We start from the raw sequence: 21,690 nt of genomic DNA, 5'->3' as shown, positions 1-21,690 counted from the left end.
CCGCACTCTTGACAGGGGTACGAGCCCCCACGAGCCTGGCGTCTGTTCACTTTCGTGGCAGACAACGGCAAGGGGGGCTTATGAGACGCGGAGCGAGATCGATCCTCGCCGCGGCTTCACTGCTGATCGCGGGTCTGGTGGCGGCACCTGTCGCCGGAGCGCAGCCGAACCACGGGAACGACACCGACGCCCTCACCGTCTACCGGGCGACGGTCACCAAGGAGCAGGTGCCGCTCCTGCTCGACGCCGGCACCGACGCGCACGAGCTGACCGAGCAGGTGCCCGCCAGGGGCGCCGCCACCGTCGAGCTCTACCTCACCGCCACGCAGGCCGCGCACCTGCGCCGGGAGGGCGTCGCCCTCGCCGAGCACACGCTGTCCGCGCGGGCCGAGAAGCGCCTCGCGGCCGCGGGCGACGGCGTCTTCCGCCCGTACGGCGGCAAGGGCGGCCTCAAGCAGGAGATCCTGGACACCGCCCGGGCCCACCCCGACCTCACCAAGGTCGTCTCCATCGGCAAGACCCTCAGGGGCCAGGACATCCTCGCGCTCAAACTGACCAGGGACGCGCGGAAGACCAAGGACGGGTCCCGGCCCGCCACCCTGTACATGTCCAACCAGCACGCCCGCGAGTGGATCACCCCGGAGATGACCCGGCGGCTGATGCACTACTACCTCGACGGCTACGGCAAGGACCCCCGGCTCACGAAGATCGTCGACACCACCGAGCTGTGGTTCGTCATCTCCGCCAACCCGGACGGCTACGACTTCACCCACGCCGACCCGGCCAACCGCCAGTGGCGCAAGAACCTGCGCGACAACGACGGCGACGGGAAGATCGGCCCCGGCGACGGCGTCGACCTCAACCGCAACTTCGCCTACAAGTGGGGCTACGACAACGAGGGCTCGTCCCCCGACCCGGCCGACGAGACCTACCGGGGCACCCGCCCCATGTCCGAGCCCGAGACCAGGGCTCTGGACGCCTTCGAGAAGCGCATCGGCTTCCGCTACGCCATCAACTACCACTCCGCCGCGCAGCTCCTGCTGTACGGCGTGGGCTGGCAGGTCGCCACCGACACCCCCGACGACGTGGCCCTCAAGGCGCTCGCCGGGACCCCGCAGCAGCCCGCGATCCCCGGCTACCGCTCGCAGGTCTCCTCCGAGCTCTACATCACCAACGGCGAGGCCGACGGACACGCCGCGAACGTCAACGGGATGCAGATGTTCACCCCGGAGATGTCGACCTGCGCCACCGCCTCCCGGGTGGACCCGAACGACGCCTGGGACCCGGCGGACTGCGCCTCGGTCTTCACCTTCCCGGACGACGAGAAGCTGATCCAGGCCGAGTTCGCGAAGAACATCCCCTTCGCGCTCGCCGTCGCCGAGACCGCCGCCCACCCGGACCGCCCGGTCTCCCCGGTCGGCATCGACGCCCCCGACTTCACCCCGAGCGCCTTCACCGCCTCCTACGCCCGCGGCGCGGACCAGGAGGTGTCCGTCACCGCCCGCAAGTCGCTGCGCGGCAAGACGCTCGACTACCGGATCAACGGCGGCCGCGTCCACCGCGGGAAGCTCGAGGCCTGGCAGGGCGGCCGGACCTACGGCGGCGGGGACAACCTCTACTTCGACGAGTACCGCGGCGTGGTCCAGGGCGCCCGGCCCGGTGACCGGGTCGAGGTCTGGTACACCGCCCGCACCCGCGAGGGCAGGGCGACAGCCTCCACCCCGTTCACGTACACCGTGGCGCAGCGGCCCCGCGCCGACGTCCTCGTCCTCGCCGACGAGGGCGGCACGGGCGCCGCGAAGAACGCCGACACCTATGTGCAGGCGCTCGCCGCCGCCGGCCGGAAGGCGGCCGTCTGGGACGTCGCCACCCAGGGCACCCCGCACCCGCTGGGCGTGCTGAGCCACTTCCGCACCGTCGTCTGGTACAGCGGCGCCGAGCAGCCCTCCGGGGGCACCCTGCTCGCCGTCCGCGCGTACCTCAACGAGGGCGGCAAGCTGATCAACGCCGGCGAGAAGTCCGGCGGGCTCGTCCAGGTCGGCCGGGCCGAGTCCAACGACTTCGCCCAGTACTACCTGGGTGCCTACCACCGCGCCGGCCTGAACGCCCCGCCGTCCTTCAACGGCTCCGGCCGCCTCGGCGGCGCCGGCACCGGCCTCGGGGCCGCGGCCGGCAACCCGCTCGACAACGCGGGCGCCTACACCGTCACCTCCGACACCCTCACGCCGAAGGAGTTCCCGCAGTTCGCCTCCAGCGCCTCCGCGGGCGACTACCCCGGCATCCGCACCCCCTTCGAGCCGTACGAGGGCAGCCGCTTCGCCGCGCTGCGCCACGCCGACGACACCTGGGGCCGGCTCGCCCGGACCGTGGACCTCACCGGCGTCGCCGCCGCCTCGCAGCCGAACCTGACCTTCCAGGTCAGCTACGACACCGAGCCCGGCTACGACAACGTGATCGTCGAGGCCCACACGGTCGGCCAGGACGACTGGACCACGCTGCCCGACGTCAACGGCGGCACCTCCACCGAGCCGCCCACCGACTGCGGCGAGGGCTTCTACGTCCGCGGGCACCCCTTCCTCGCCCACTACCTCACCGTCGGCGCGGACGGCTGCGCGGCCACCGGCACCACCGGCGCGTGGAACGCCTTCACCGGCCCCTCCAACGGCTGGCGGCAGGCCAGGATCGACCTGAGCGCCTACGCGGGCAAGCGGGTCGAGCTGGCGATCTCGTACGTCTCCGACGGCGGCACCGGAGAGATGGGCGCGTTCGTCGACGAGCTCCGGCTGACCGCCGGCGCGACGGCCGACACCGAGGGGTTCGAGTCCGGAATGGGCGCTTGGTCCGTACCGGGAGCGCCGGCCGGAAGTCCCGGCAACGGAAACGACTGGACGATTTCCGGGGCGCTGTTCCATTCACAGGCGGCGGTCACCACCCGTGACACCGTCCTTCTCGGATTCGGTCTGGAACACGTCCCGAATGCGGCGGAACGGGCGGCTCTGCTGAGAAAGGCGCTGAATTCGCTCCGACGCTGAATGGGCTGCTCAGGCGAGCATCGATTTTCGTCACTCTGTGTAGCGGTAGCCCGGGTTCCGGGGCGGTCCATACCTGGCGGTAAGTCCGGGTTGTCGGCCTTTTCCCGGCAGTTTCCGGGCGCATCCGGCCGTACGCGATGTCACTCAAAGGCGTCAGGAGAGGTAGGGTCGTAGGCGGTCGGGGACATCCCAAAAATGAAGCTCGCCGGGCGTCTGAAACCCGGCGTACCTAACGAGGAGATCGGTTCGTGACGATCCGCGTAGGCATCAACGGCTTTGGCCGTATCGGTCGCAACTACTTCCGCGCGCTCCTTGAGCAGGGTGCCGACATCGAGGTCGTGGCCGTCAACGACCTGGGCGACACCGCGACCACCGCGCACCTGCTGAAGTACGACACCATCCTGGGCCGCCTCAAGGCCGAGGTGAGCCACACCGCCGACACCATCACCGTCGACGGCCACACCATCAAGGTGCTGTCCGAGCGCAACCCGGCCGACATCCCGTGGGGCGAGCTCGGCGTCGACATCGTCATCGAGTCCACCGGCATCTTCACCAACCGGGACGACGCCGCCAAGCACCTCGCCGGCGGCGCCAAGAAGGTCCTCATCTCGGCTCCGGCCAAGAACGAGGACATCACCATCGTCATGGGCGTCAACCAGGACAAGTACGACGCGGCCAACCACCACGTCATCTCCAACGCGTCCTGCACCACCAACTGTGTCGCGCCGATGGCCAAGGTCCTCGACGAGAACTTCGGCATCGTCCGCGGTCTGATGACCACGGTCCACGCGTACACCAACGACCAGCGCATCCTGGACTTCCCGCACAAGGACCTGCGCCGCGCCCGCGCCGCCGCGGAGAACATCATCCCGACCACGACGGGTGCCGCCAAGGCCACCGCCCTGGTCCTCCCGCAGCTCAAGGGCAAGCTCGACGGCATGGCCATGCGCGTCCCGGTCCCGACCGGCTCGGTCACCGACCTGGTCGTGGAGCTCTCCCGCGAGGTCACCAAGGACGAGGTCAACGCCGCGTTCAAGAAGGCCGCGGACGGCGAGCTCAAGGGCATCCTGTTCTACACCGAGGACGAGATCGTCTCCTCCGACATCGTGAGCGACCCGGCCTCCTGCACCTTCGACTCGTCGCTGACGATGGTCCAGGAGGGCAACTCGGTCAAGGTCCTCGGCTGGTACGACAACGAGTGGGGCTACTCCAACCGACTCGTCGACCTCACCGTCTTCGTCGGCGGCCAGCTCTAAGCTCTCTAAGCTTCTGAGCGGGCTTTCGATGTGAAGCAGGGCTCGGGCAGTGCGATGGCGCACTGCGCGAGCCCTGTGTCGTGTGCTCCACCGTGCGTACCAAGGAGTCAGAGAAACAGATGAAGACGATCGACGAGCTGCTCGCCGAGGGCGTCACCGGCAAGCGGGTGTTCGTCCGCGCCGACCTCAACGTGCCCCTCGACGGCACCACCATCACCGACGACGGCCGCATCCGCGCCGTCCTCCCGACCGTGAAGGCGCTCGCCGACGCCGGCGCCCGCGTCGTGGTCGCCTCCCACCTGGGCCGTCCCAAGGGCGCCCCGGACCCGCAGTTCTCCCTCGCCCCGGCCGCCAAGCGCCTCGGCGAACTGCTCGGCGCCGACGTCGCCTTCGCGACCGACACGGTCGGCGACTCGGCCAGGGCCACCGTCGCGGGCCTCTCCGACGGCCAGGTCGCCGTCGTCGAGAACCTCCGCTTCAACGCGGGCGAGACCTCGAAGGACGACGCCGAGCGCGCCGCCTTCGCGGGCGAGCTGGCCCAGCTCGCCGACGTCTACGTCGGCGACGGCTTCGGCGCCGTGCACCGCAAGCACGCCTCGGTCTTCGACCTCCCGGGCAAGCTGCCGCACTACGCCGGCTACCTGATCGCCACCGAGGTCGGCGTCCTCAAGAAGCTCACCGAGGACGTCAAGCGCCCCTACGTCGTCGTCCTCGGCGGCGCCAAGGTCTCCGACAAGCTGGGCGTCATCGACAACCTGCTGCAGAAGGCCGACCGCATCCTCATCGGCGGCGGCATGGCCTACACCTTCCTGGCCGCCAAGGGCCACGAGGTCGGCATCTCGCTGCTCCAGGCCGACCAGAAGGGCAAGTGCCTGGAGTACCTGGCCGAGGCGGAGAAGCGCGGCGTCGAGTTCGTGCTCCCCGTCGACGTCCTGGTCTCCGCCGACTTCCCGGACCTGAAGACCAAGGCCCCGGCCAACCCCGACACCGTCGCCTCGGACGCCATCCCGGCGGACAAGGAGGGCCTGGACATCGGCCCGAAGACCCGCGAGCTCTACGCGGCGAAGCTCGCCGACGCGGGCACGGTCTTCTGGAACGGCCCGATGGGCGTCTTCGAGCACCCCGACTACGCGAACGGCACCAAGGCCGTCGCCCAGGGCCTGCTCGACTCGGCGGCCTTCACCGTCGTCGGCGGCGGCGACTCGGCCGCGGCCGTCCGCCAGCTGGGCTTCGACGAGAATGCATTCGGCCACATCTCGACCGGCGGCGGCGCCTCCCTCGAATACCTCGAGGGCAAGACGCTTCCCGGCCTCGCCGCACTGGAGGACTGACCCCCTTATGAGCACCACCCGCACCCCGCTGATGGCGGGCAACTGGAAGATGAACCTCAACCACCTCGAGGCCATCGCCCACGTCCAGAAGCTCGCCTTCGCGCTCACCGACAAGGACCACGACGCCGTCGAGACGGCGGTCCTCGTGCCCTTCACCGACCTGCGCTCCGTGCAGACCCTGGTCGACGGCGACAAGCTGAAGATCAAGTACGGCGCCCAGGACCTCTCGGCGCACGACTCCGGCGCGTACACCGGCGAGATCTCCGGCCCGATGCTGGCCAAGCTGAAGTGCGCCTACGTCGCCGTCGGCCACTCCGAGCGCCGCCAGTACCACGCCGAGAACGACGAGGTCTGCAACGCCAAGGTGAAGGCCGCCTTCAAGCACGGGATCACCCCGATCCTCTGCGTCGGCGAGGAGCTGGACGTCCGCGAGGCCGGAGACGCCGTCGCGCACACCCTGGCCCAGGTCGAGGGCGGCCTCAAGGACGTCCCTGCCGAGCAGGCCGAGACGATCGTGATCGCCTACGAGCCGGTGTGGGCCATCGGCACCGGCAAGGTCTGCGGCGCCGACGACGCGCAGGAGGTCTGCGCGGCGATCCGCGGCAAGCTCGCCGAGCTGTACTCGCAGGAGCTCGCCGACAAGGTCCGCATCCAGTACGGCGGCTCCGTCAAGGCCGGGAACGTCGCCGAGATCATGGCGCAGACCGACATCGACGGCGCCCTGGTCGGCGGTGCCTCGCTCGACGCGGACGAGTTCGTCAAGATCGTCCGCTTCCGCGACCAGTGATGATGTAGAGCGGCGGAGACGATCCGTCGTACCCTTGCGGGGGTCGGGCAGGTACCCTGTCCGGCCCCCGTCCGTACAAGTCCGAGGAAGTTGGTCCAGCCGTGGTTATGGGGTTTTCGATCGCCCTGATCGTCTTCAGTGCGCTGCTGATGCTGCTCGTGCTGATGCACAAGGGCAAGGGCGGCGGCCTCTCCGACATGTTCGGTGGCGGCATGCAGTCCTCCGTCGGCGGCTCCTCGGTCGCCGAGCGCAACCTCGACCGGATCACCGTGGTCGTCGGTCTGCTGTGGTTCGCCTGCATTGTCGTACTTGGTCTGCTGATGAAGTTGGACGGGTAACTCCAATCACTGGACGCGCGTTGGGCCTTACGTAGACTGGGGCATCTTCGAGCACCATCACGCAGGGAGTTACGACCGTGGCAAGTGGCAACGCGATCCGGGGAAGCCGGGTCGGAGCGGGGCCGATGGGGGAGGCCGAGCGGGGCGAGTCCGCACCGCGTCTCCGCATCTCCTTCTGGTGCTCGAACGGGCACGAGACCCAGCCCAGCTTCGCCAGTGACGCAACTGTGCCGGACACCTGGGACTGCCCGCGCTGTGGATTCCCGGCCGGCCAGGACCGGGACAACCCGCCGGACCCGCCGCGCACCGAGCCGTACAAGACGCACCTCGCGTACGTGCGGGAGCGGCGCAGCGACGCGGACGGCGAGGCGATCCTGGCCGAGGCGCTCGCGAAGCTGCGGGGCGAGATCTGAAGACGACTGAACGGGCTCTGTCATACAGGGCCCGTTCGTCATGTCCGGGGCGGTCCGCCCCGCGTACACGTCGATCCGCCGCGCCCGTGTGAGGACCCGGGCCGCCCAGGGCGCTGAACGCGTTTCCGGCGCTCGATCAATTAGGTTGGAGATCAGCGGGGCACACACGCCGTACATGGAGCAGGACGAAGAAATGGGCGAAGTCGAGATGACCAACGCAGGCCGCACCAGGCTCAACCAGCTGCCCGAGTGGGCGGCCCTCGGCAAGCACCGCGAGCAGTTGGGCGACACCCACCTGCGCGAGCTGTTCGCCGCCGACTCCGAGCGTGGTACCGGGTACACGCTGCGCGTCGGCGACCTCTATCTGGACTACTCCAAGCACCTGGTGACCGACGAGACCCTGACGCTGCTGCGCGAGCTGGCCGCCGCCACCGGGGTGGCCGAGCTGCGGGACGCGATGTTCCGCGGCGAGAAGATCAACAACACCGAGCACCGGGCGGTGCTGCACACCGCGCTGCGCGCCCCGCGCGGCGCGGTCGTCGAGGTGGACGGCGTGAACGTCGTCCCCGAGGTGCACGCGGTGCTCGACAAGATGGCCGCCTTCGCGGACCGGGTCCGCGCGGGCGAGTGGACCGGCCACACCGGCAAGCCGATCAAGAACGTGGTGAACATCGGTATCGGCGGGTCCGATCTCGGGCCCGCGATGGCCTTCGAGGTGCTGCGCTCGTACACCAGGCGCGATCTGACGTTCCGTTTCGTCTCCAACGTCGACGGCGCCGACCTGCACGAGGCCGTCCGCGACCTCGACGCCGCCGAGACCCTCTTCGTCGTCGCCTCGAAGACCTTCACCACCATCGAGACGATCACCAACGCCACCTCCGCCCGCAACTGGCTGCTCACCGAGCTGCGGGCCGGTCAGGAGGCCGTCGCCAAGCACTTCGTGGCCCTGTCGACGAACGCCGAGAAGGTCGAGGAGTTCGGCATCGACACGGCGAACATGTTCGAGTTCTGGGACTGGGTCGGCGGCCGGTACTCCTACGACTCCGCCATCGGCCTGTCGCTGATGATCGCCATCGGGCCCGACGCCTTCCGCGAGATGCTCGACGGCTTCCACCTCGTCGACGAGCACTTCCGCACCGCGCCCCCCGCCGAGAACGCCCCGCTCCTGCTCGGCCTCCTCGGCATCTGGTACGGCGCGTTCTTCGACGCCCAGTCGCACGCCGTGCTGCCGTACTCGCACTACCTGTCGAAGTTCACCGCGTACCTCCAGCAGCTCGACATGGAGTCCAACGGCAAGTCCGTGACCCGTGACGGGCAGCCGGTCGACTGGCAGACCGGCCCGGTCGTCTGGGGTACCCCCGGCACCAACGGCCAGCACGCCTATTACCAGTTGATCCACCAGGGCACCAAGGTCATCCCGGCCGACTTCATCGCCTTCGCCCGGCCCGTCGCCGACCTGCAGCCCGGCCTGGTCGCCCAGCACGACCTGCTGATGGCCAACTTCTTCGCGCAGACCCAGGCGCTCGCCTTCGGCAAGACGCCGGAGGAGGTACGGGCCGAGGGCGTCCCGGAGGAGCTGGTCCCGCACAAGACCTTCCAGGGCAACCACCCCACCACCACGATCCTGGCGGACGCGCTCACCCCGTCCGTGCTCGGCCAGCTCATCGCGCTCTACGAGCACAAGGTCTTCGTCCAGGGTGCCGTGTGGAACATCGACTCCTTCGACCAGTGGGGCGTCGAGCTCGGCAAGGTCCTCGCCAAGAAGATCGAGCCCGTGCTGACGGAAGGGACCGGCGGCGAGGGGCTCGACTCCTCCACCGCCGGACTCGTCGCCGTCTACCGCTCGCTGCGCGGACGGTAAAGCCGATGCGGGGGGAGAACGCGGGGGAGAACGCGGTACGGCTGCGCCCGCCGGCGAACGCCGTCGACGGGCGGGCCGTCGGCTGGTGGCGGGCGCACCTGCTGCTCGCCACCGTCGTGCCGGTGGCCGTCCTGGCCGTGCTCGGCCTGCTGATCGAGCCGGCCAGGAGCTGGCTGCTCGGCGCCGCCGCGGCCGTGGCGGTCCTCGGGCTCGCCGCGACCGCGCTCCTCCCCGCCTGGTGGTTCCGGGTGCACCGATGGGAGGTCACCGAGGACGCCGTGTACGTGCGCACCGGGGCGCTCTGGCAGGAGTGGCGGATCGCCCCGATGTCCCGGATCCAGACCGTCGACACCGTACGCGGCCCGCTGGAGCAGACGTTCCGGCTGGCCACCGTCACCGTCACTACCGCCTCCGCCAAGGGGGCCCTGCGGATCGAGGGCCTCGACCACGAGCTCGCCGCGGAGCTCGCCGAACGGCTCACCGCGATCACCCGGGCCACCCCCGGAGACGCCACATGAGCACCAGCCCCGGCCCCGACCAGGAGTGGCGGCGGCTCGCGCCGCGCACCCTGCTCGCCGGGGCCGTCGTCCTGTGCGGTGTCGCCGCCGGCCCGGCCCTGCCCGCCTTCCTCAGCCTCTTCTCCGGCTCCCCGCACGCCTGGTCGGCCTGGGTCCTCACCGGCGCCGTGCTGCTCGTCGGCGGCGGCAGCCTCGCCGACTGGATCCGGCTGCGCCGCACCCGCTACCGCGTCGACGCCGACCGGGTCGACCTCCACACCGGGCTCCTGGTCGTCAAACGGCGCTCCCTGGCCCGCGACCGCATCCGCAGCGTCGACCTCACCGCCGACCCCCTCCAGCGCGTCCTCGGCCTCGTCAAGGTCCGCATCGGCACCGGAGAGCACCACGACCACGAGTCCACGCTCAAACTCGACCTTGTCACCCGCGCCGAGGGCGAACACCTCCGCCGCACCCTGCTCGCCCGCCCCGCCGACGCCCCGGCCGACCCCGCCCACGACGGCGTCCTCGCCACCCTCGACCCGCGCTGGATCCGCTACGCCCCGGTCTCCTTCGTCACCCCGCTGCTCGGCGGCGCGGCCGCCGGCGCCGTCCTCCAGGTCAGCGACTGGTTCGGCGCCCAGGAGCAGGTCATCCACTGGACCCTCAACCGTTTCGAGGGCGTCTCCCCGACCTGGATGATCGCCGGCCTGGTCCTGCTCGCCGCCCTCGCCACCGCCGTCGGCACCCTCGGCGCCCTCGGCCTGTGGATCGAGATGTGGGCCAACTACCGCCTGGAGCGCGAACCCGGCGGCACCCTCCGGGTCCGCCGCGGCCTGTTCACCGCCCGCTCGGTCACCCTGGAGGAGAAGCGCCTGCGCGGGGTCGCGCTGGTCGAACCGCTGGGCGTACGGCTGCTCCGCGGCGCCCGCGTCGACGCCGTCGCCACCGGGCTCGCCAAGGACGACGACGACAAGCACGCCGACCTCAAGAACCTGCTCCCGCCCGCGCCCCGCGCCGTCGCCCACCGGATCGGCGCCCGGATACTGCGCGAGGCCGAACCGCCCACCGCCGCCCCGCTCGCCGCCCACCCGAAGGCCGCCCGCACCCGGCGGCTGCGCCGGGCGCTGTGGGCCGGGCTGGGCCCGGCCGCGCTGCTCGCCGCGCTCGGCGCCTGGCTCACCCCCGTACTGCTCTACCTCGCGGCCGGTGCCGCCCTCGTCCTCACCCCGCTCGCCCTGCTGCTCGCCGGGGACGCCTCCCGCAACCTCGGACACGGTGTCAGCGGCGCCTGTCTGGTGACCCGTTCGGGCGCGCTCCGCCGCACGACCGTCGCGCTCCAGCGCACCGGGGTGATCGGCTGGACCGTGCAGCAGTCCTGGTTCCAGCGGCGCGCCGGAGTGCTCACGCTCCGCGCGACGACGGCCGCCGGGGAGGGCGCGTACGCCGTGTACGACGCGGGCGTCAGCCAGGGCCTGGGCTTCGCCGCCGAGGCCGTACCGGACCTCCTGGCGCCGTTCCTGGAACCCGTACCGGAAAAGCCGGAGGCCCGGCCCACCGAAAGGTGAACCGGGCCTCCTCGCACAGGAATCAGGCGGAAGCCGGCGGATACAGATCGCGCGGCAGCTCCGAGGCCGCCGCCACGTCAAGCAGCCACAGCGTGCGCGAGCGCCCACGGGCGCCCGCCGCCGGGGCCTGCACCTCGCCCGCGCCGGACAGCGCGACGGCCGCGGCCTTCGCCTTGTCCTCGCCCGCCGCGAGCAGCCAGACTTCCTTCGCGGCCCGGATCGCCGGCAGCGTCAGCGAGATCCGGGTCGGCGGCGGCTTGGGCGCGCCGTGCACACCCACCACCGTCCGCTCGGTCTCGTGGACCGCCGGGAACTCCGGGAAGAGCGAGGCCACGTGCGTGTCCGGGCCGACGCCCAGCATCAGCACGTCGAAGGTCGGCACGCCGCCATGGTCGCCGGGGCCGGCGGCCGCCGCGAGCTCGGCCGCGTAGGCCGCGGCCGCCTCGTCGGCGTCGGAGCCGTACGGACCGTCCGAGGCCGGCATCGCGTGCACCCGCGCCGGGTCCAGCGGGACGCTGTCGAGCAGCGCCGCGCGGGCCTGGGTGACATTGCGCTCCGGATCGCCCTCGGGCAGGAACCGCTCGTCGCCCCACCACAGGTCGAGCCGCGACCAGTCGATCGCGTCCCGGGCCGGCGCCGAACTCAGGGCGGCCAGCAGCCCGTTGCCGTTGCGGCCGCCGGTGAGCACCACCGAGGCGGAACCGCGGGCGGCCTGGGCGTCCACGATCTTCGTGATCAGCCGGGCCGCGGCGGCCTCGGCCATCAGCTCCTTGTCGCGGTGCACGACCAGCTGAGGGGTGCTCACTTGGCCGCCGCCTTCTTGGCCGGGGCCTTCTTCGAGGCCGGCTTCGCCGCCGGAGCCCCGCCCTGCGCCTCGGCCTCGGCAGCGACCTCCTCGACCTCCTCCACGGCCTCGACGACCGTCTCGGTGACGGCCGCGGCCTCGACCGGCCGGGACGCGGTCGTCGCCGCCTCCTCCTCCAGTCGCTCCAGGCCGTACCGCAGCGCCGAGGCGTAGGTGTCGTCCGGGTCGAGCCGGCGCAGCTCCTCCGCGATCAGCTCGGCCGTCTCGCGGCGCTTGAGCGCCACGGCACGGTCCGGCTGGCCCTGTATCGACAGTGTGGCGAGCGAGCCGTCCGGCCGGTCCAGCACGATCGGACCGGCGCTGGTCTCCATCCGTACGGAGGTGAGGCCGGGCCCGGCCGACCTGGAGCGCCGCACCGGCACCTTCAGCCGGTCCGCGAGCCACATGGCGAGCAGCTCGACGCTGGGGTTGAACTCCTCGCCCTCGACCTCGGCCGAGGTGACCTCGCAGACCACCTGGTCGAGCGCGGCGGCCAGCATCGACCGCCACGGGGTGATCCGGGACCAGGACAGGTCCGTGTCGCCCGGGGTGTACGCGTCCGCGCGCGCGGTCAGCTCCTGGATGGGCTGCTCGGCGGCGTACGTGTCGGTGACCCGGCGCTGGGCGAGGGCGCCCAGCGGGTCGTTCGCCGGGTCGGACGGCGCGTTCACCGGCCACCAGACGACGACGGGCGCGTCCGGCAGGAGCAGCGGCAGGACCACCGACTGGGCGTGGTCGACGACCTCGCCGTACAGCCGGAGCACCACCGTCTCGCCGGTGCTGGCGTCGGCGCCGAGGCGGACCTCGGCGTCGAGCCGCGCGTTGGCGCGGTCCCGCGGGGTCCGCGAGACCCGCTTGATGACGACGAGGGTCCGCGAGGGGTGCTCGCGGGACGCCTCGTTGGCCGCCTTCAGCGCGTCGTAGGCGTTCTCCTCGTCGGTGACGATGACGAGGGTGAGCACCATGCCGACGGCCGGGGTGCCGATGGCCCGCCGCCCGAGCACCAGCGCCTTGTTGATCTTGGAGGACGTGGTGTCCGTCAGGTCGGTCTTCATGGCCGGCGCCAGCTCCTGCCGTCTCGTGCGAGCATCTCGTCCGCCTCGACCGGGCCCCAGGTCCCGGACTCGTACTGGGCGGGCTTGCCGTTCTTGTCCCAGAACTGCTCGATCGGGTCGAGGATCTTCCAGGACAGCTCGACCTCCTCCACCCGCGGGAAGAGGTTGGAGTCGCCGAGCAGAACGTCGAGGATGAGCCGCTCGTACGCCTCCGGGCTGGACTCGGTGAAGGACTCGCCGTAGGCGAAGTCCATCGACACGTCCCGGATCTCCATCTGCGTGCCCGGCACCTTGGAGCCGAAGCGCACGGTGACGCCCTCGTCCGGCTGGACGCGGATCACGATGGCGTTCCGGCCGAGCTCCTCGGTCGCCGTGTGGTCGAACGGGGAGTGCGGGGCGCGCTGGAAGACCACCGCGATCTCGGTGACGCGGCGGCCCAGCCGCTTGCCGGTGCGCAGATAGAAGGGGACGCCCGCCCAGCGGCGGTTGTCGATGCCCAGCTTGATGGCCGCGTAGGTGTCGGTCTTCGACTGCGGGTCGATGCCGTCTTCCTGCAGATAGCCGACGGCCTTCTCGCCGCCCTGCCACCCGGCCGCGTACTGCCCGCGGACCGTGGACTCGGCCAGGTCCTTCGGCAGCCGCACGGCGCCGAGCACCTTGGTCTTCTCCGCGGCGAGCGCGTCGGCGTCGAAGGAGGCGGGCTCCTCCATCGCGGTCAGCGCGAGCAGCTGGAGCAGGTGGTTCTGGATGACGTCACGGGCGGCGCCGATGCCGTCGTAGTAGCCGGCCCGGCCGCCGATGCCGATGTCCTCGGCCATGGTGATCTGCACGTGGTCGACGTAGGACCGGTTCCAGATCGGCTCGAAGAGGGTGTTGGCGAAGCGGAGCGCCAGGATGTTCTGGACGGTCTCCTTGCCGAGGTAGTGGTCGATGCGGAAGACCGCCTCGGGCGGGAAGACCTCGTGGACGACCTCGTTGAGCTCCTTCGCGGAGGCCAGGTCGTGGCCGAAGGGCTTCTCGATGACCGCCCGGCGCCACGAGCCGTTCTTCTGGTCGGCAAGCCCGTGCTTCTTGAGCTGCTGGACGACCAGGGGGAAGAACTTCGGCGGCACGGAGAGGTAGAACGCGAAGTTGCCGCCGGTGCCCTGCGCCTTGTCCAGCTCCTCGATGGTGGCCTTCAGCTGCTCGAAGGCGTCGTCGTCGTCGAAGTCGCCCTGGACGAAACGCATCCCCTGGATCAGCTGCTGCCACACCTCCTCGCGGAACGGGGTGCGGGCATGCTGCTTGACGGCCTCGTGAACCTCCTGGGCGAAGTCCTCGTTCTCCCACTCGCGGCGGGCGAAACCGACGAGGGAGAAGCCCGGCGGAAGCAGACCCCGGTTGGCGAGGTCGTAGACGGCGGGCATCAGCTTCTTACGGGACAGATCGCCCGTGACACCGAAGATCACCAGACCCGACGGCCCCGCGATGCGCGGGAGCCGTCGGTCTGCGGCGTCACGGAGCGGGTTGGCTCCGGTGACTGCGCTCAAGGTGCTTACGCCTCCGAGGGTGTACGGCGGGCGAGCTCCGCCTCGGTCGACTTGAGCAGGTCGTTCCAGGACGCCTCGAACTTGTCGACGCCCTCGTCCTCCAGGACCTGCACCACATCGTCGTACGAGATGCCCAGCGCCGCCACGTCGTCGAGGACCGAACGGGCCTCGTCGTACGTGCCGTGGATGGTGTCTCCGGTGACCTCGCCGTGGTCGGCGGTGGCCTCCAGGGTGGCCTCCGGCATGGTGTTGACGGTGCCCGGGGCGACCAGGTCCACCACGTAGAGGGTGTCCTTGTACGCCGGGTCCTTCACGCCGGTCGAGGCCCACAGCGGACGCTGCTTGTTGGCCTGCGCCTTGTCGAGGGCGGCCCAGCGCTCGGAGCCGAAGGCCTCCTCGTACGCCTGGTAGGCCAGGCGAGCGTTGGCGAGGGCCGACTTGCCCTTGAGGCCCTTGGCCTCGGGGGTGCCGATGGCCTCCAGGCGGCTGTCGATCTCCGTGTCCACACGGGAGACGAAGAAGGACGCCACGGAGTGGATCTTCGACAGGTCGAGGCCGCGCTCGCGGGCCTTCTCCAGGCCGGCCATGTAGGCGTCCATCACCGCGCGGTAGCGCTCCAGCGAGAAGATCAGCGTCACGTTGACGCTGATGCCGAGGCCGATGACCTCGGTGATCGCCGGCAGACCCGCCTTGGTGGCCGGAATCTTGATGAGCGTGTTGGGCCGGTCCACCAGCCAGGCCAGCTGCTTGGCCTCGGCGATGGTGGCCGCCGTCTCGTGGGCGAGGCGCGGGTCGACCTCGATCGACACCCGGCCGTCCTGGCCGTCGGTCGCGTCGAAGACGGGGCGCAGGATGTCGGCGGCGTCCCTCACGTCTGCCGTCGTGATCATCCGGATGGCCTCGTCCACCGTCACCTTGCGGGTGGCCAGGTCGACGAGCTGCTGCTCGTAACCGTCGCCCGAGGTGATGGCCTTCTGGAAGATGGACGGGTTGGTGGTGACACCCACCACGTGGCTCTGGTCGATGAGCTCGGCCAGGTTGCCGGACGTGATCCGCTTGCGGGACAGGTCGTCCAGCCAGATCGCGACGCCTTCGTCGGAGAGGCGCTTGAGAGCGTCTGTCATGAGAATTGCATCTCCAAAAAGTCGTACGTAATCGCGTCAGCGCGCGACGGCGTCCAGAGATTCCCGCGCGGCGGCGACGATCGCCTCCGGCGTGAACCCGAACTCACGGAAGAGGACCTTGGCGTCCGCCGACGCACCGAAGTGCTCCAGCGAGACGATGCGGCCGGCGTCGCCGACGTACTTGTGCCAGGTCAGGCCGACACCGGCCTCGACCGCCACCCGGGCCTTGACGGACGGCGGCAGGACGGAGTCCTTGTACGCCTGGTCCTGCTCCTCGAACCACTCCACCGACGGCATCGAGACCACGCGGGTCGGGATGCCGGCGGCCTGGAGCTGCTCACGGGCCTCGACGGCCAGGTGCACCTCGGAACCGGTACCGATCAGGACCACCTGGGCGTCGCCGCCTTCGGCCTCGAACAGCACGTAGCCGCCCTTGACCGTGTCCTGGTTCGGCGCGTAGGTCGGCACGCCCTGGCGGGTGAGCGCCAGACCGTGCGGGGCGCCCTTGCCGAAGACCTTGGTGTGGCGCTGCATGATCTCGCGCCAGGCGATCGCCGTCTCGTTGGCGTCGGCCGGGCGGACCACGTTCAGACCCGGGATGGCGCGCAGCGAGGCCAGGTGCTCCACCGGCTGGTGGGTCGGGCCGTCCTCGCCGAGGCCGATCGAGTCGTGCGTCCACACGTACGTCACCGGCAGGTGCATCAGCGCGGACAGGCGGACCGCGTTGCGCATGTAGTCGGAGAACACGAGGAACGTGCCGCCGTAGACGCGGGTGTTGCCGTGCAGGGCGATGCCGTTCATCTCCGCGGCCATGGAGTGCTCGCGGATGCCGAAGTGGATCGTCCGGCCGTACTTGTCCGCCTCGGGCAGCGGGTTGCCCTCCGGCAGGAAGGAGGAGCCCTTGTCGATCGTGGTGTTGTTCGAGCCGGCGAGGTCGGCCGAGCCGCCCCACAGCTCCGGGATCACCGCGCCGAGCGCCTGCAGCACCTTGCCGGACGCGGCACGGGTCGCCACGCTCTTGCCCGCCTCGAAGACCGGGAGCGTGTCGGCCCAGCCCTTCGGCAGCTCGTTGGCCTGGATGCGGTCGAAGTCGGCGGCGCGCTCCGGGTTGGCCGTCCGCCACTCGGCGAGCGACTTCTCCCACGCGGCGCGGGACTCGCGGCCGCGGTCGCCCAGCGACCGGGTGTGCGCGATGACCTCGTCGGAGACCTCGAAGGTCTGCTCCGGGTCGAAGCCGAGGACGCGCTTGGTGGCCGCGACCTCGTCGTCGCCGAGCGCCGAGCCGTGCGCGGCCTCGGTGTTCTGCGCGTTCGGGGCCGGCCAGGCGATGATCGAGCGCATCGCGATGAAGGACGGACGCTCGGTCTCGGCCTCGGCGGCCTTGATCGCGGCGAACAGCGCGGCCGGGTCCAGGTCACCGTTGGCCTGCGGCTCGACGCGCTGGACGTGCCAGCCGTACGCCTCGTACCGCTTCATCGTGTCCTCGGACACGGCCGTCTCGGTGTCGCCCTCGATCGAGATGTGGTTGTCGTCCCACAGCAGGATCAGGTTGCCGAGCTTCTGGTGACCGGCCAGCGAGGACGCCTCCGCGGAGATGCCCTCCTGGAGACAGCCGTCGCCCGCGATCACGTAGATGTGGTGGTCGAAGGGGGAGGTGCCGGCGGCCGCCTCCGGGTCGAACAGGCCGCGCTCGTAGCGGGCGGCCATCGCCATGCCCACCGCGTTCGCGACACCCTGGCCGAGCGGGCCGGTCGTGGTCTCCACGCCCGCCGTGTGGCCGTACTCCGGGTGACCCGGGGTCTTCGAGCCCCAGGTGCGGAAGGACTTCAGGTCGTCGAGCTCCAGCCCGAACCCGCCCAGGTAGAGCTGGGTGTAGAGGGTCAGGGACGAGTGCCCGGCGGAGAGGACGAACCGGTCGCGGCCCACCCACTCCGGGTCGGCGGGGTCGTGCCGCATCACCTTCTGGAAGAGGGTGTACGCGGCGGGCGCAAGGCTCATCGCCGTTCCGGGATGGCCGTTGCCGACCTTCTGTACGGCGTCGGCGGCCAGGATGCGGGCGGTGTCCACGGCCCGCTGGTCCAGTTCGGTCCACTCGAGGTCTGTGGTCGTCGGCTTAGTGCTCACCCTGAGTCAGGGCTCCTCTCCGCATGTCGAGAGCCGGTGACTGAGGGTGTCCCGGCGATGTCGAGCCTACCCCCGGAAATCGCCTCTCTTTTCGTGTCCATGCCCCTCAAATGAGCGCACACAGCCAGACTGCCGGGGCCCGCGCGGATTCGCCTCCCGAGCCACGCCCGACCGCGTGTCCGCAGGTTGGGACGTGCCCGGCGCGAACCCCGGGCGCACCCGCGGGTGAGGGCCGCCAACACGACCCACCCCCGCGAAGATCGGTGTATGGGCAACGTCTACAGTGGCGTGGTACGCGCAAGTTTCATCCCCTCTTCACGCGGGGAGCTTGCTGGGATTTCTCTGTCAGGGGTGTGCGTGACGGCCGTCGAGTCCCGACCCGCCGGGGTCCACTTGACTCCCAGCCCGGGGGGCCATCGGCCGTTCGGGGCCCGCGTCAAGGCATTCGTGGCGCTGACCAAGCCGCGGATCATCGAGCTGCTGCTCATCACCACCGTTCCGGTGATGTTCCTCGCCGAGCAGGGCGTGCCCGACCTGTGGCTGGTGCTCGCCACCTGCTTCGGCGGCTACCTGTCCGCGGGCGGCGCCAACGCGCTCAACATGTACATCGACCGCGACATCGACGCGGTCATGGACCGCACCTCGCAGCGCCCGCTGGTGACCGGCATGGTCTCGCCGCGCGAGTGCCTGGCCTTCGGCATCACCCTCGCGGTGGTCTCCACGCTCTTCTTCGGCCTGCTGGTCAACTGGCTCTCCGCCTGGCTGTCGCTCGGCGCGCTGCTCTTCTACGTCGTCATCTACACGATGATCCTCAAGCGGCGCACCGCGCAGAACATCGTCTGGGGCGGCATCGCCGGCTGCATGCCGGTGCTCATCGGCTGGTCGGCCGTCACGAACTCGATGTCCTGGGCCGCCGTCATCCTCTTCCTCGTCATCTTCTTCTGGACGCCGCCGCACTACTGGCCGCTGTCGATGAAGGTGAAGGACGACTACGCGCGCGCCGGTGTGCCGATGCTCCCGGTGCTCGCCTCCAACAAGGTCGTCGCCAAGCAGATCGTCCTCTACAGCTGGGTGATGGTCGCCGTCTCGCTGCTGCTCACCCCGCTCGGCTACACCGGCTGGTTCTACACGGCCGTGGCGCTCGCCACCGGCGGCTGGTGGCTGTGGGAGGCGCACGCGCTGCTCAACCGCGCGAAGGCGGAGAAGACCGGAGCGAAGCTCAAGGAGATGCGCCTGTTCCACTGGTCCATCACCTACGTGTCGCTGCTCTTCGTGGCGGTCGCGGTGGACCCCTTCCTGCGCTGATCCTCACCTCTCCGGCCGGCGGCCGGGGTGCGTGGCCCACGCCACGTGCCCCGGCCGTCGCCAGTAGATCTACCCGCGAGTACGCTCCTTGTCATGGCAGAAACGAAGCAGGCGGAGCGCAAGGCGGCCAAGCTGGCCAAGGAGATCAAGGCGTTCGCCGGGAAGCACGGCGGCGCCGAGGGCCAGCTCGCCCACATCGGACAGGCGGGCACCCGGATCGTCCTCGTCGGCGAGGACGGCGGCTGGGGCGACCTGGTGGCCCCGACCTACGCGATCGCCCAGGAGGCCGCGGAGAAGGCCGGCCTGACGCTGCACGAGGAGTTCGACGGCGACTTCGCCGCGAAGGTCGTCACCGGTCCGTACGAGTGGACCCGCATGGCCGGCATCCAGCTCGGCGGCCCGGCCAACGGCTGAGCGGCGATCGGGGCCCCTCGGGGCCCCGGAGGCAACAACCTCGCACGGGGCTCACCCGTTAGGAGGGGCGGAAGCCCGTCCACACGTGGGAGCCCCCGAATGATCGACACTCCGAGCCTGGTGGACCAGCACTGTCACGGAGTGCTGCGTACGGAGCTCGGCCTCGGCACCTTCGAGACCCACCTCGGCCCGGCCTCCCCCACGGCTCACTGGGCTCGCGTGGGGGGACCCCCGCCGCCCGCCGCGGGCACCACCTTCTTCGACACCCAGACCGGCTTCGCGGTACGCCGCTGGTGCCCGCCGCTCCTCGGCCTCGAACCGCACTGCCCGCCCGCGCGCTATCTCGCCCGGCGGCGCGAACTCGGCGTCCTGGAATCGGGCCGGCGCCTGCTGCGCGCCTCCGGCATCGCCACGTACCTCGTCGACACCGGGCCGTCCGGCGATCCGACCGGCCCCGCAGATCTGACCGGCCCCGCCGAGCTGGCCGCCACCGGCGCCGCCGCCGCGCACGAGATCGTCCGGCTCGAACCCCTCGCTCAGCGGGTCGCCGACGCCCACGGCACCGTCGACGCGTTCCTGGGCAAGCTCACCGAGGCCGTCCACGGGGCCGCCGGCGGCGCCGTCGCCTTCGCCTCCGCGGCGGGTCTGCGGGGCGGGCTCGCCGCCGTCCCCGAGCCGCCCGGGCCCGGTGAGGTGCGCGGCGCCGCGGGACGCTGGCTGGCCCGGCGCCCGGCCGGCGGCGGGGTCGACGACCCGGTGCTGCTGCGCCATCTGCTGTGGGTCGCGCTGGGCGCCGGCCGGCCGCTCCAGCTGTACGTGGGCGACCGGGACCCGGGCGCCCTGGCCGGCTTCGCCGCCGCCACCGGCGGCCTCGGCGCCGACCTGGTGCTGCTGCACGACTCCCCGTACCACCGCCAGGCCGCCCGGCTCGCCGCGCACTTCCCGCACGTCTACGCGGACCTGGGCCCGGTCGTCACCCGCACCGGCGCCCGCGCGGCCGCCGTCCTCGCCGAGTTCCTGGAGCAGGCCCCCTTCGGCAAACTGCTCTTCTCCAGCGGCGCCCGCGGTCTCCCCGAACTGCACGTGGTGGCCGCGCGCGTCTTCCGCGGGGCGGTCGGCCGGGTGCTCGGCGCATGGGTCGCGGACGGCGCCTGGTCGCGTACGGACGCGCAGCGCGTCGCGGAGATGATCGCGGCGGGCAACGCGCGCAGGGTGTACGGGCTTGGTTAGGCCTTCGCCAGCTCGGGGTCGGCCTGGGCCGGGATCTCCGGGACCGTGACCGGCCGCTCGCGCAGGCTCAGGGCGAGGCGCAGCACCGCGATCCACATCAGCGAGGAGCCGAGCATGTGCACGGCGACGAGCAGCTCCGGCACGCCGGTGAAGTACTGGGCGTAGCCGATGCCGCCCTGCGCCACCACCACGATCAGCAGGTCGCGGGCGCGCGCCCGGGTGTCGTCCGGGGCGTCCACCACACGCAGGACCAGCCACATGGCGACCGCCAGGGCGCAGACCAGCCAGGCGGCGACGGCGTGGAGGTGGGCCGCGTTCGTCCAGTCCCACGGCATGCGGGGGACGTCGCTGCTGTCGCCGGCGTGCTTGCCGGCGCCCGTCACCGTCGTGCCGAGCGCGATGAGCAGCCCGGAGACGCCGACGAGGGCCCAGGACAGCTTGCGCACCGGGCCCGGCACGCGCGGCTTCGGCGTCGTGTCGCCCTCGGTGGTGCGGTGCCAGGTGATGACGGCCACGGTGAGGAGCGAGTTCGCGGCCAGGAAGTGGCCGGCCACCGTCCACGGGTTGAGGCCCATCCACACGGTGATGCCACCGAGGACGGCGTTGCTCAGCACGATCCAGAACTGCGCCCAGGCGAGCCGCGAGAGCCCGCGGCGGCGGAGCTTGGCGGAGCGCGCGGCGACGATCGCCCAGCCGACGGCTGCCGACAGGACGTAGGTCAGCATGCGGTTGCCGAACTCGACGTAACCGTGGAAGCCCTGCTCGGCGGTGACGATCAGGCTGTCGTCCGTGCACTTCGGCCAGGTGTCGCAGCCGAGGCCGGAGCCGGTCAGCCGGACCGCGCCGCCGGTCACGATGATCAGCACGCTCATCACGACGGCGGAGAGCGCGGCGCGCCGGAGCGTCCGGGGGGACGGGGTCCAGCGCTGGGCGATGAAGGCGAGGGGGGTCTGCACGGTCCACATCGTAGGCGGGGGCTTGTGCA

At 71.1% G+C, this 21,690-nt stretch carries 18 protein-coding genes; 12 read left to right on the top strand and 6 right to left on the bottom strand.

Annotated features, from left to right (window positions below; genetic code table 11):
* Window positions 1-80 precede the first annotated feature (80 nt).
* The 9 genes from ACIRSU_RS28510 to ACIRSU_RS28470 all read left to right on the top strand — a co-directional run bounded on the left by ACIRSU_RS28510 (window position 81) and on the right by ACIRSU_RS28470 (window position 11,080).
* On the top strand, window positions 81-3,032 hold the full coding sequence (locus ACIRSU_RS28510; protein WP_403797876.1) for a M14 family zinc carboxypeptidase: 2,952 nt from the start codon (window positions 81-83) through the stop codon (window positions 3,030-3,032).
* A 248-nt stretch (window positions 3,033-3,280) separates the two neighbouring features.
* The gene (gap, locus tag ACIRSU_RS28505) at window positions 3,281-4,288 is read left to right on the top strand and encodes a type I glyceraldehyde-3-phosphate dehydrogenase (protein ID WP_403797874.1); all 1,008 of its coding nucleotides are present in this window, start codon (window positions 3,281-3,283) and stop codon (window positions 4,286-4,288) included.
* Between the two features lie 119 nt (window positions 4,289-4,407).
* Window positions 4,408-5,619, top strand: coding sequence for a phosphoglycerate kinase (locus tag ACIRSU_RS28500; RefSeq protein ID WP_403797871.1), 1,212 nt, complete (start codon window positions 4,408-4,410; stop codon window positions 5,617-5,619).
* A 7-nt stretch (window positions 5,620-5,626) separates the two neighbouring features.
* The gene (gene tpiA / locus ACIRSU_RS28495) at window positions 5,627-6,406 is read left to right on the top strand and encodes a triose-phosphate isomerase (RefSeq protein ID WP_403797869.1); all 780 of its coding nucleotides are present in this window, start codon (window positions 5,627-5,629) and stop codon (window positions 6,404-6,406) included.
* Between the two features lie 107 nt (window positions 6,407-6,513).
* The gene (gene secG, locus ACIRSU_RS28490; protein ID WP_030205174.1) at window positions 6,514-6,744 is read left to right on the top strand and encodes a preprotein translocase subunit SecG; all 231 of its coding nucleotides are present in this window, start codon (window positions 6,514-6,516) and stop codon (window positions 6,742-6,744) included.
* A gap of 77 nt (window positions 6,745-6,821) precedes the next feature.
* The gene (locus ACIRSU_RS28485; RefSeq protein WP_362533382.1) at window positions 6,822-7,157 is read left to right on the top strand and encodes an RNA polymerase-binding protein RbpA; all 336 of its coding nucleotides are present in this window, start codon (window positions 6,822-6,824) and stop codon (window positions 7,155-7,157) included.
* A 208-nt stretch (window positions 7,158-7,365) separates the two neighbouring features.
* Window positions 7,366-9,018 (top strand): glucose-6-phosphate isomerase, encoded by a 1,653-nt coding sequence (pgi, locus tag ACIRSU_RS28480; RefSeq protein ID WP_403798586.1) that lies wholly within the window; start codon window positions 7,366-7,368, stop codon window positions 9,016-9,018.
* 5 nt (window positions 9,019-9,023) lie between these two features.
* Window positions 9,024-9,536, top strand: coding sequence for a PH domain-containing protein (locus ACIRSU_RS28475; RefSeq protein WP_403797866.1), 513 nt, complete (start codon window positions 9,024-9,026; stop codon window positions 9,534-9,536).
* Window positions 9,533-11,080, top strand: a complete 1,548-nt coding sequence (locus tag ACIRSU_RS28470; protein ID WP_403797864.1) for a PH domain-containing protein — start codon at window positions 9,533-9,535, stop codon at window positions 11,078-11,080. The genes ACIRSU_RS28475 and ACIRSU_RS28470 overlap by 4 nt, the downstream gene beginning before the upstream one ends.
* Window positions 11,081-11,102: 22 nt before the next feature.
* On the opposite strand, the gene pgl is transcribed toward ACIRSU_RS28470, so the two are convergent.
* Genes pgl through tkt form a run of 5 tightly spaced genes read right to left on the bottom strand, consistent with a single transcriptional unit; the run spans window position 11,103 to window position 17,756 of the window.
* A complete protein-coding gene (gene pgl / locus ACIRSU_RS28465) occupies window positions 11,103-11,885 on the bottom strand; it encodes a 6-phosphogluconolactonase (protein ID WP_403797861.1) in 783 nt (260 codons plus the stop codon).
* The gene (gene opcA / locus ACIRSU_RS28460) at window positions 11,882-12,979 is read right to left on the bottom strand and encodes a glucose-6-phosphate dehydrogenase assembly protein OpcA (RefSeq protein WP_403797858.1); all 1,098 of its coding nucleotides are present in this window, start codon (window positions 12,977-12,979) and stop codon (window positions 11,882-11,884) included. Before opcA ends, pgl begins: the two co-directional genes overlap by 4 nt.
* Entirely contained in the window at window positions 12,976-14,508 is a 1,533-nt protein-coding gene (gene zwf / locus ACIRSU_RS28455; protein ID WP_403797856.1) for a glucose-6-phosphate dehydrogenase, read from the bottom strand. Before zwf ends, opcA begins: the two co-directional genes overlap by 4 nt.
* 5 nt (window positions 14,509-14,513) lie before the next feature.
* Window positions 14,514-15,632 (bottom strand): transaldolase, encoded by a 1,119-nt coding sequence (gene tal / locus ACIRSU_RS28450; RefSeq protein ID WP_403797854.1) that lies wholly within the window; start codon window positions 15,630-15,632, stop codon window positions 14,514-14,516.
* 36 nt (window positions 15,633-15,668) lie between these two features.
* Window positions 15,669-17,756 (bottom strand): transketolase, encoded by a 2,088-nt coding sequence (gene tkt / locus ACIRSU_RS28445; RefSeq protein WP_403797851.1) that lies wholly within the window; start codon window positions 17,754-17,756, stop codon window positions 15,669-15,671.
* Window positions 17,757-18,107: 351 nt separating this feature from the next.
* Here tkt and ACIRSU_RS28440 point away from each other — a divergent pair, with 351 nt between their 5' ends.
* The 3 genes from ACIRSU_RS28440 to ACIRSU_RS28430 all read left to right on the top strand — a co-directional run bounded on the left by ACIRSU_RS28440 (window position 18,108) and on the right by ACIRSU_RS28430 (window position 20,705).
* A complete protein-coding gene (locus ACIRSU_RS28440; RefSeq protein WP_403797848.1) occupies window positions 18,108-19,061 on the top strand; it encodes a heme o synthase in 954 nt (317 codons plus the stop codon).
* 93 nt (window positions 19,062-19,154) lie between these two features.
* Complete coding sequence (locus tag ACIRSU_RS28435) at window positions 19,155-19,475, top strand: hypothetical protein (RefSeq protein ID WP_403797845.1); 321 nt, start codon at window positions 19,155-19,157, stop codon at window positions 19,473-19,475.
* Window positions 19,476-19,574: 99 nt separating this feature from the next.
* On the top strand, window positions 19,575-20,705 hold the full coding sequence (locus ACIRSU_RS28430) for an amidohydrolase family protein (protein WP_403797842.1): 1,131 nt from the start codon (window positions 19,575-19,577) through the stop codon (window positions 20,703-20,705).
* Here ACIRSU_RS28430 and ACIRSU_RS28425 read toward each other — a convergent pair.
* A complete protein-coding gene (locus ACIRSU_RS28425; RefSeq protein ID WP_403797839.1) occupies window positions 20,702-21,670 on the bottom strand; it encodes a heme A synthase in 969 nt (322 codons plus the stop codon). The two genes, ACIRSU_RS28430 and ACIRSU_RS28425, sit on opposite strands and share 4 nt — an antisense overlap.
* Window positions 21,671-21,690: the final 20 nt, after the last annotated feature.

Origin of the sequence: Streptomyces sp. NPDC101160 (genome assembly GCF_044768205.1) — a bacterium.
In the GTDB taxonomy this organism is placed as follows: domain Bacteria; phylum Actinomycetota; class Actinomycetes; order Streptomycetales; family Streptomycetaceae; genus Streptomyces.
The sequence above is the reverse complement of the archived record's forward strand: the minus strand, read 5'-3'. Positions and strand labels throughout refer to the sequence as shown.

Excerpts from the sequence above, each read along its gene's own strand:
- ACIRSU_RS28510 (WP_403797876.1), top strand. The coding sequence starts at position 81 with ATGAGACGCGGAGCGAGATCGATCCTCGCCGCGGCTTCACTGCTGATC.
- ACIRSU_RS28500 (WP_403797871.1), top strand. The coding sequence starts at position 4,408 with ATGAAGACGATCGACGAGCTGCTCGCCGAGGGCGTCACCGGCAAGCGG.
- tpiA (WP_403797869.1), top strand. The coding sequence starts at position 5,627 with ATGAGCACCACCCGCACCCCGCTGATGGCGGGCAACTGGAAGATGAAC.
- secG (WP_030205174.1), top strand. The coding sequence starts at position 6,514 with ATGGGGTTTTCGATCGCCCTGATCGTCTTCAGTGCGCTGCTGATGCTG.
- pgi (WP_403798586.1), top strand. The coding sequence starts at position 7,366 with ATGACCAACGCAGGCCGCACCAGGCTCAACCAGCTGCCCGAGTGGGCG.
- ACIRSU_RS28475 (WP_403797866.1), top strand. The coding sequence starts at position 9,024 with ATGCGGGGGGAGAACGCGGGGGAGAACGCGGTACGGCTGCGCCCGCCG.
- ACIRSU_RS28470 (WP_403797864.1), top strand. The coding sequence starts at position 9,533 with ATGAGCACCAGCCCCGGCCCCGACCAGGAGTGGCGGCGGCTCGCGCCG.
- opcA (WP_403797858.1), bottom strand. The coding sequence starts at position 12,979 with ATGAAGACCGACCTGACGGACACCACGTCCTCCAAGATCAACAAGGCG.
- tal (WP_403797854.1), bottom strand. The coding sequence starts at position 15,632 with ATGACAGACGCTCTCAAGCGCCTCTCCGACGAAGGCGTCGCGATCTGG.
- ACIRSU_RS28435 (WP_403797845.1), top strand. The coding sequence starts at position 19,155 with ATGGCAGAAACGAAGCAGGCGGAGCGCAAGGCGGCCAAGCTGGCCAAG.
- ACIRSU_RS28430 (WP_403797842.1), top strand. The coding sequence starts at position 19,575 with ATGATCGACACTCCGAGCCTGGTGGACCAGCACTGTCACGGAGTGCTG.
- ACIRSU_RS28425 (WP_403797839.1), bottom strand. The coding sequence starts at position 21,670 with ATGTGGACCGTGCAGACCCCCCTCGCCTTCATCGCCCAGCGCTGGACC.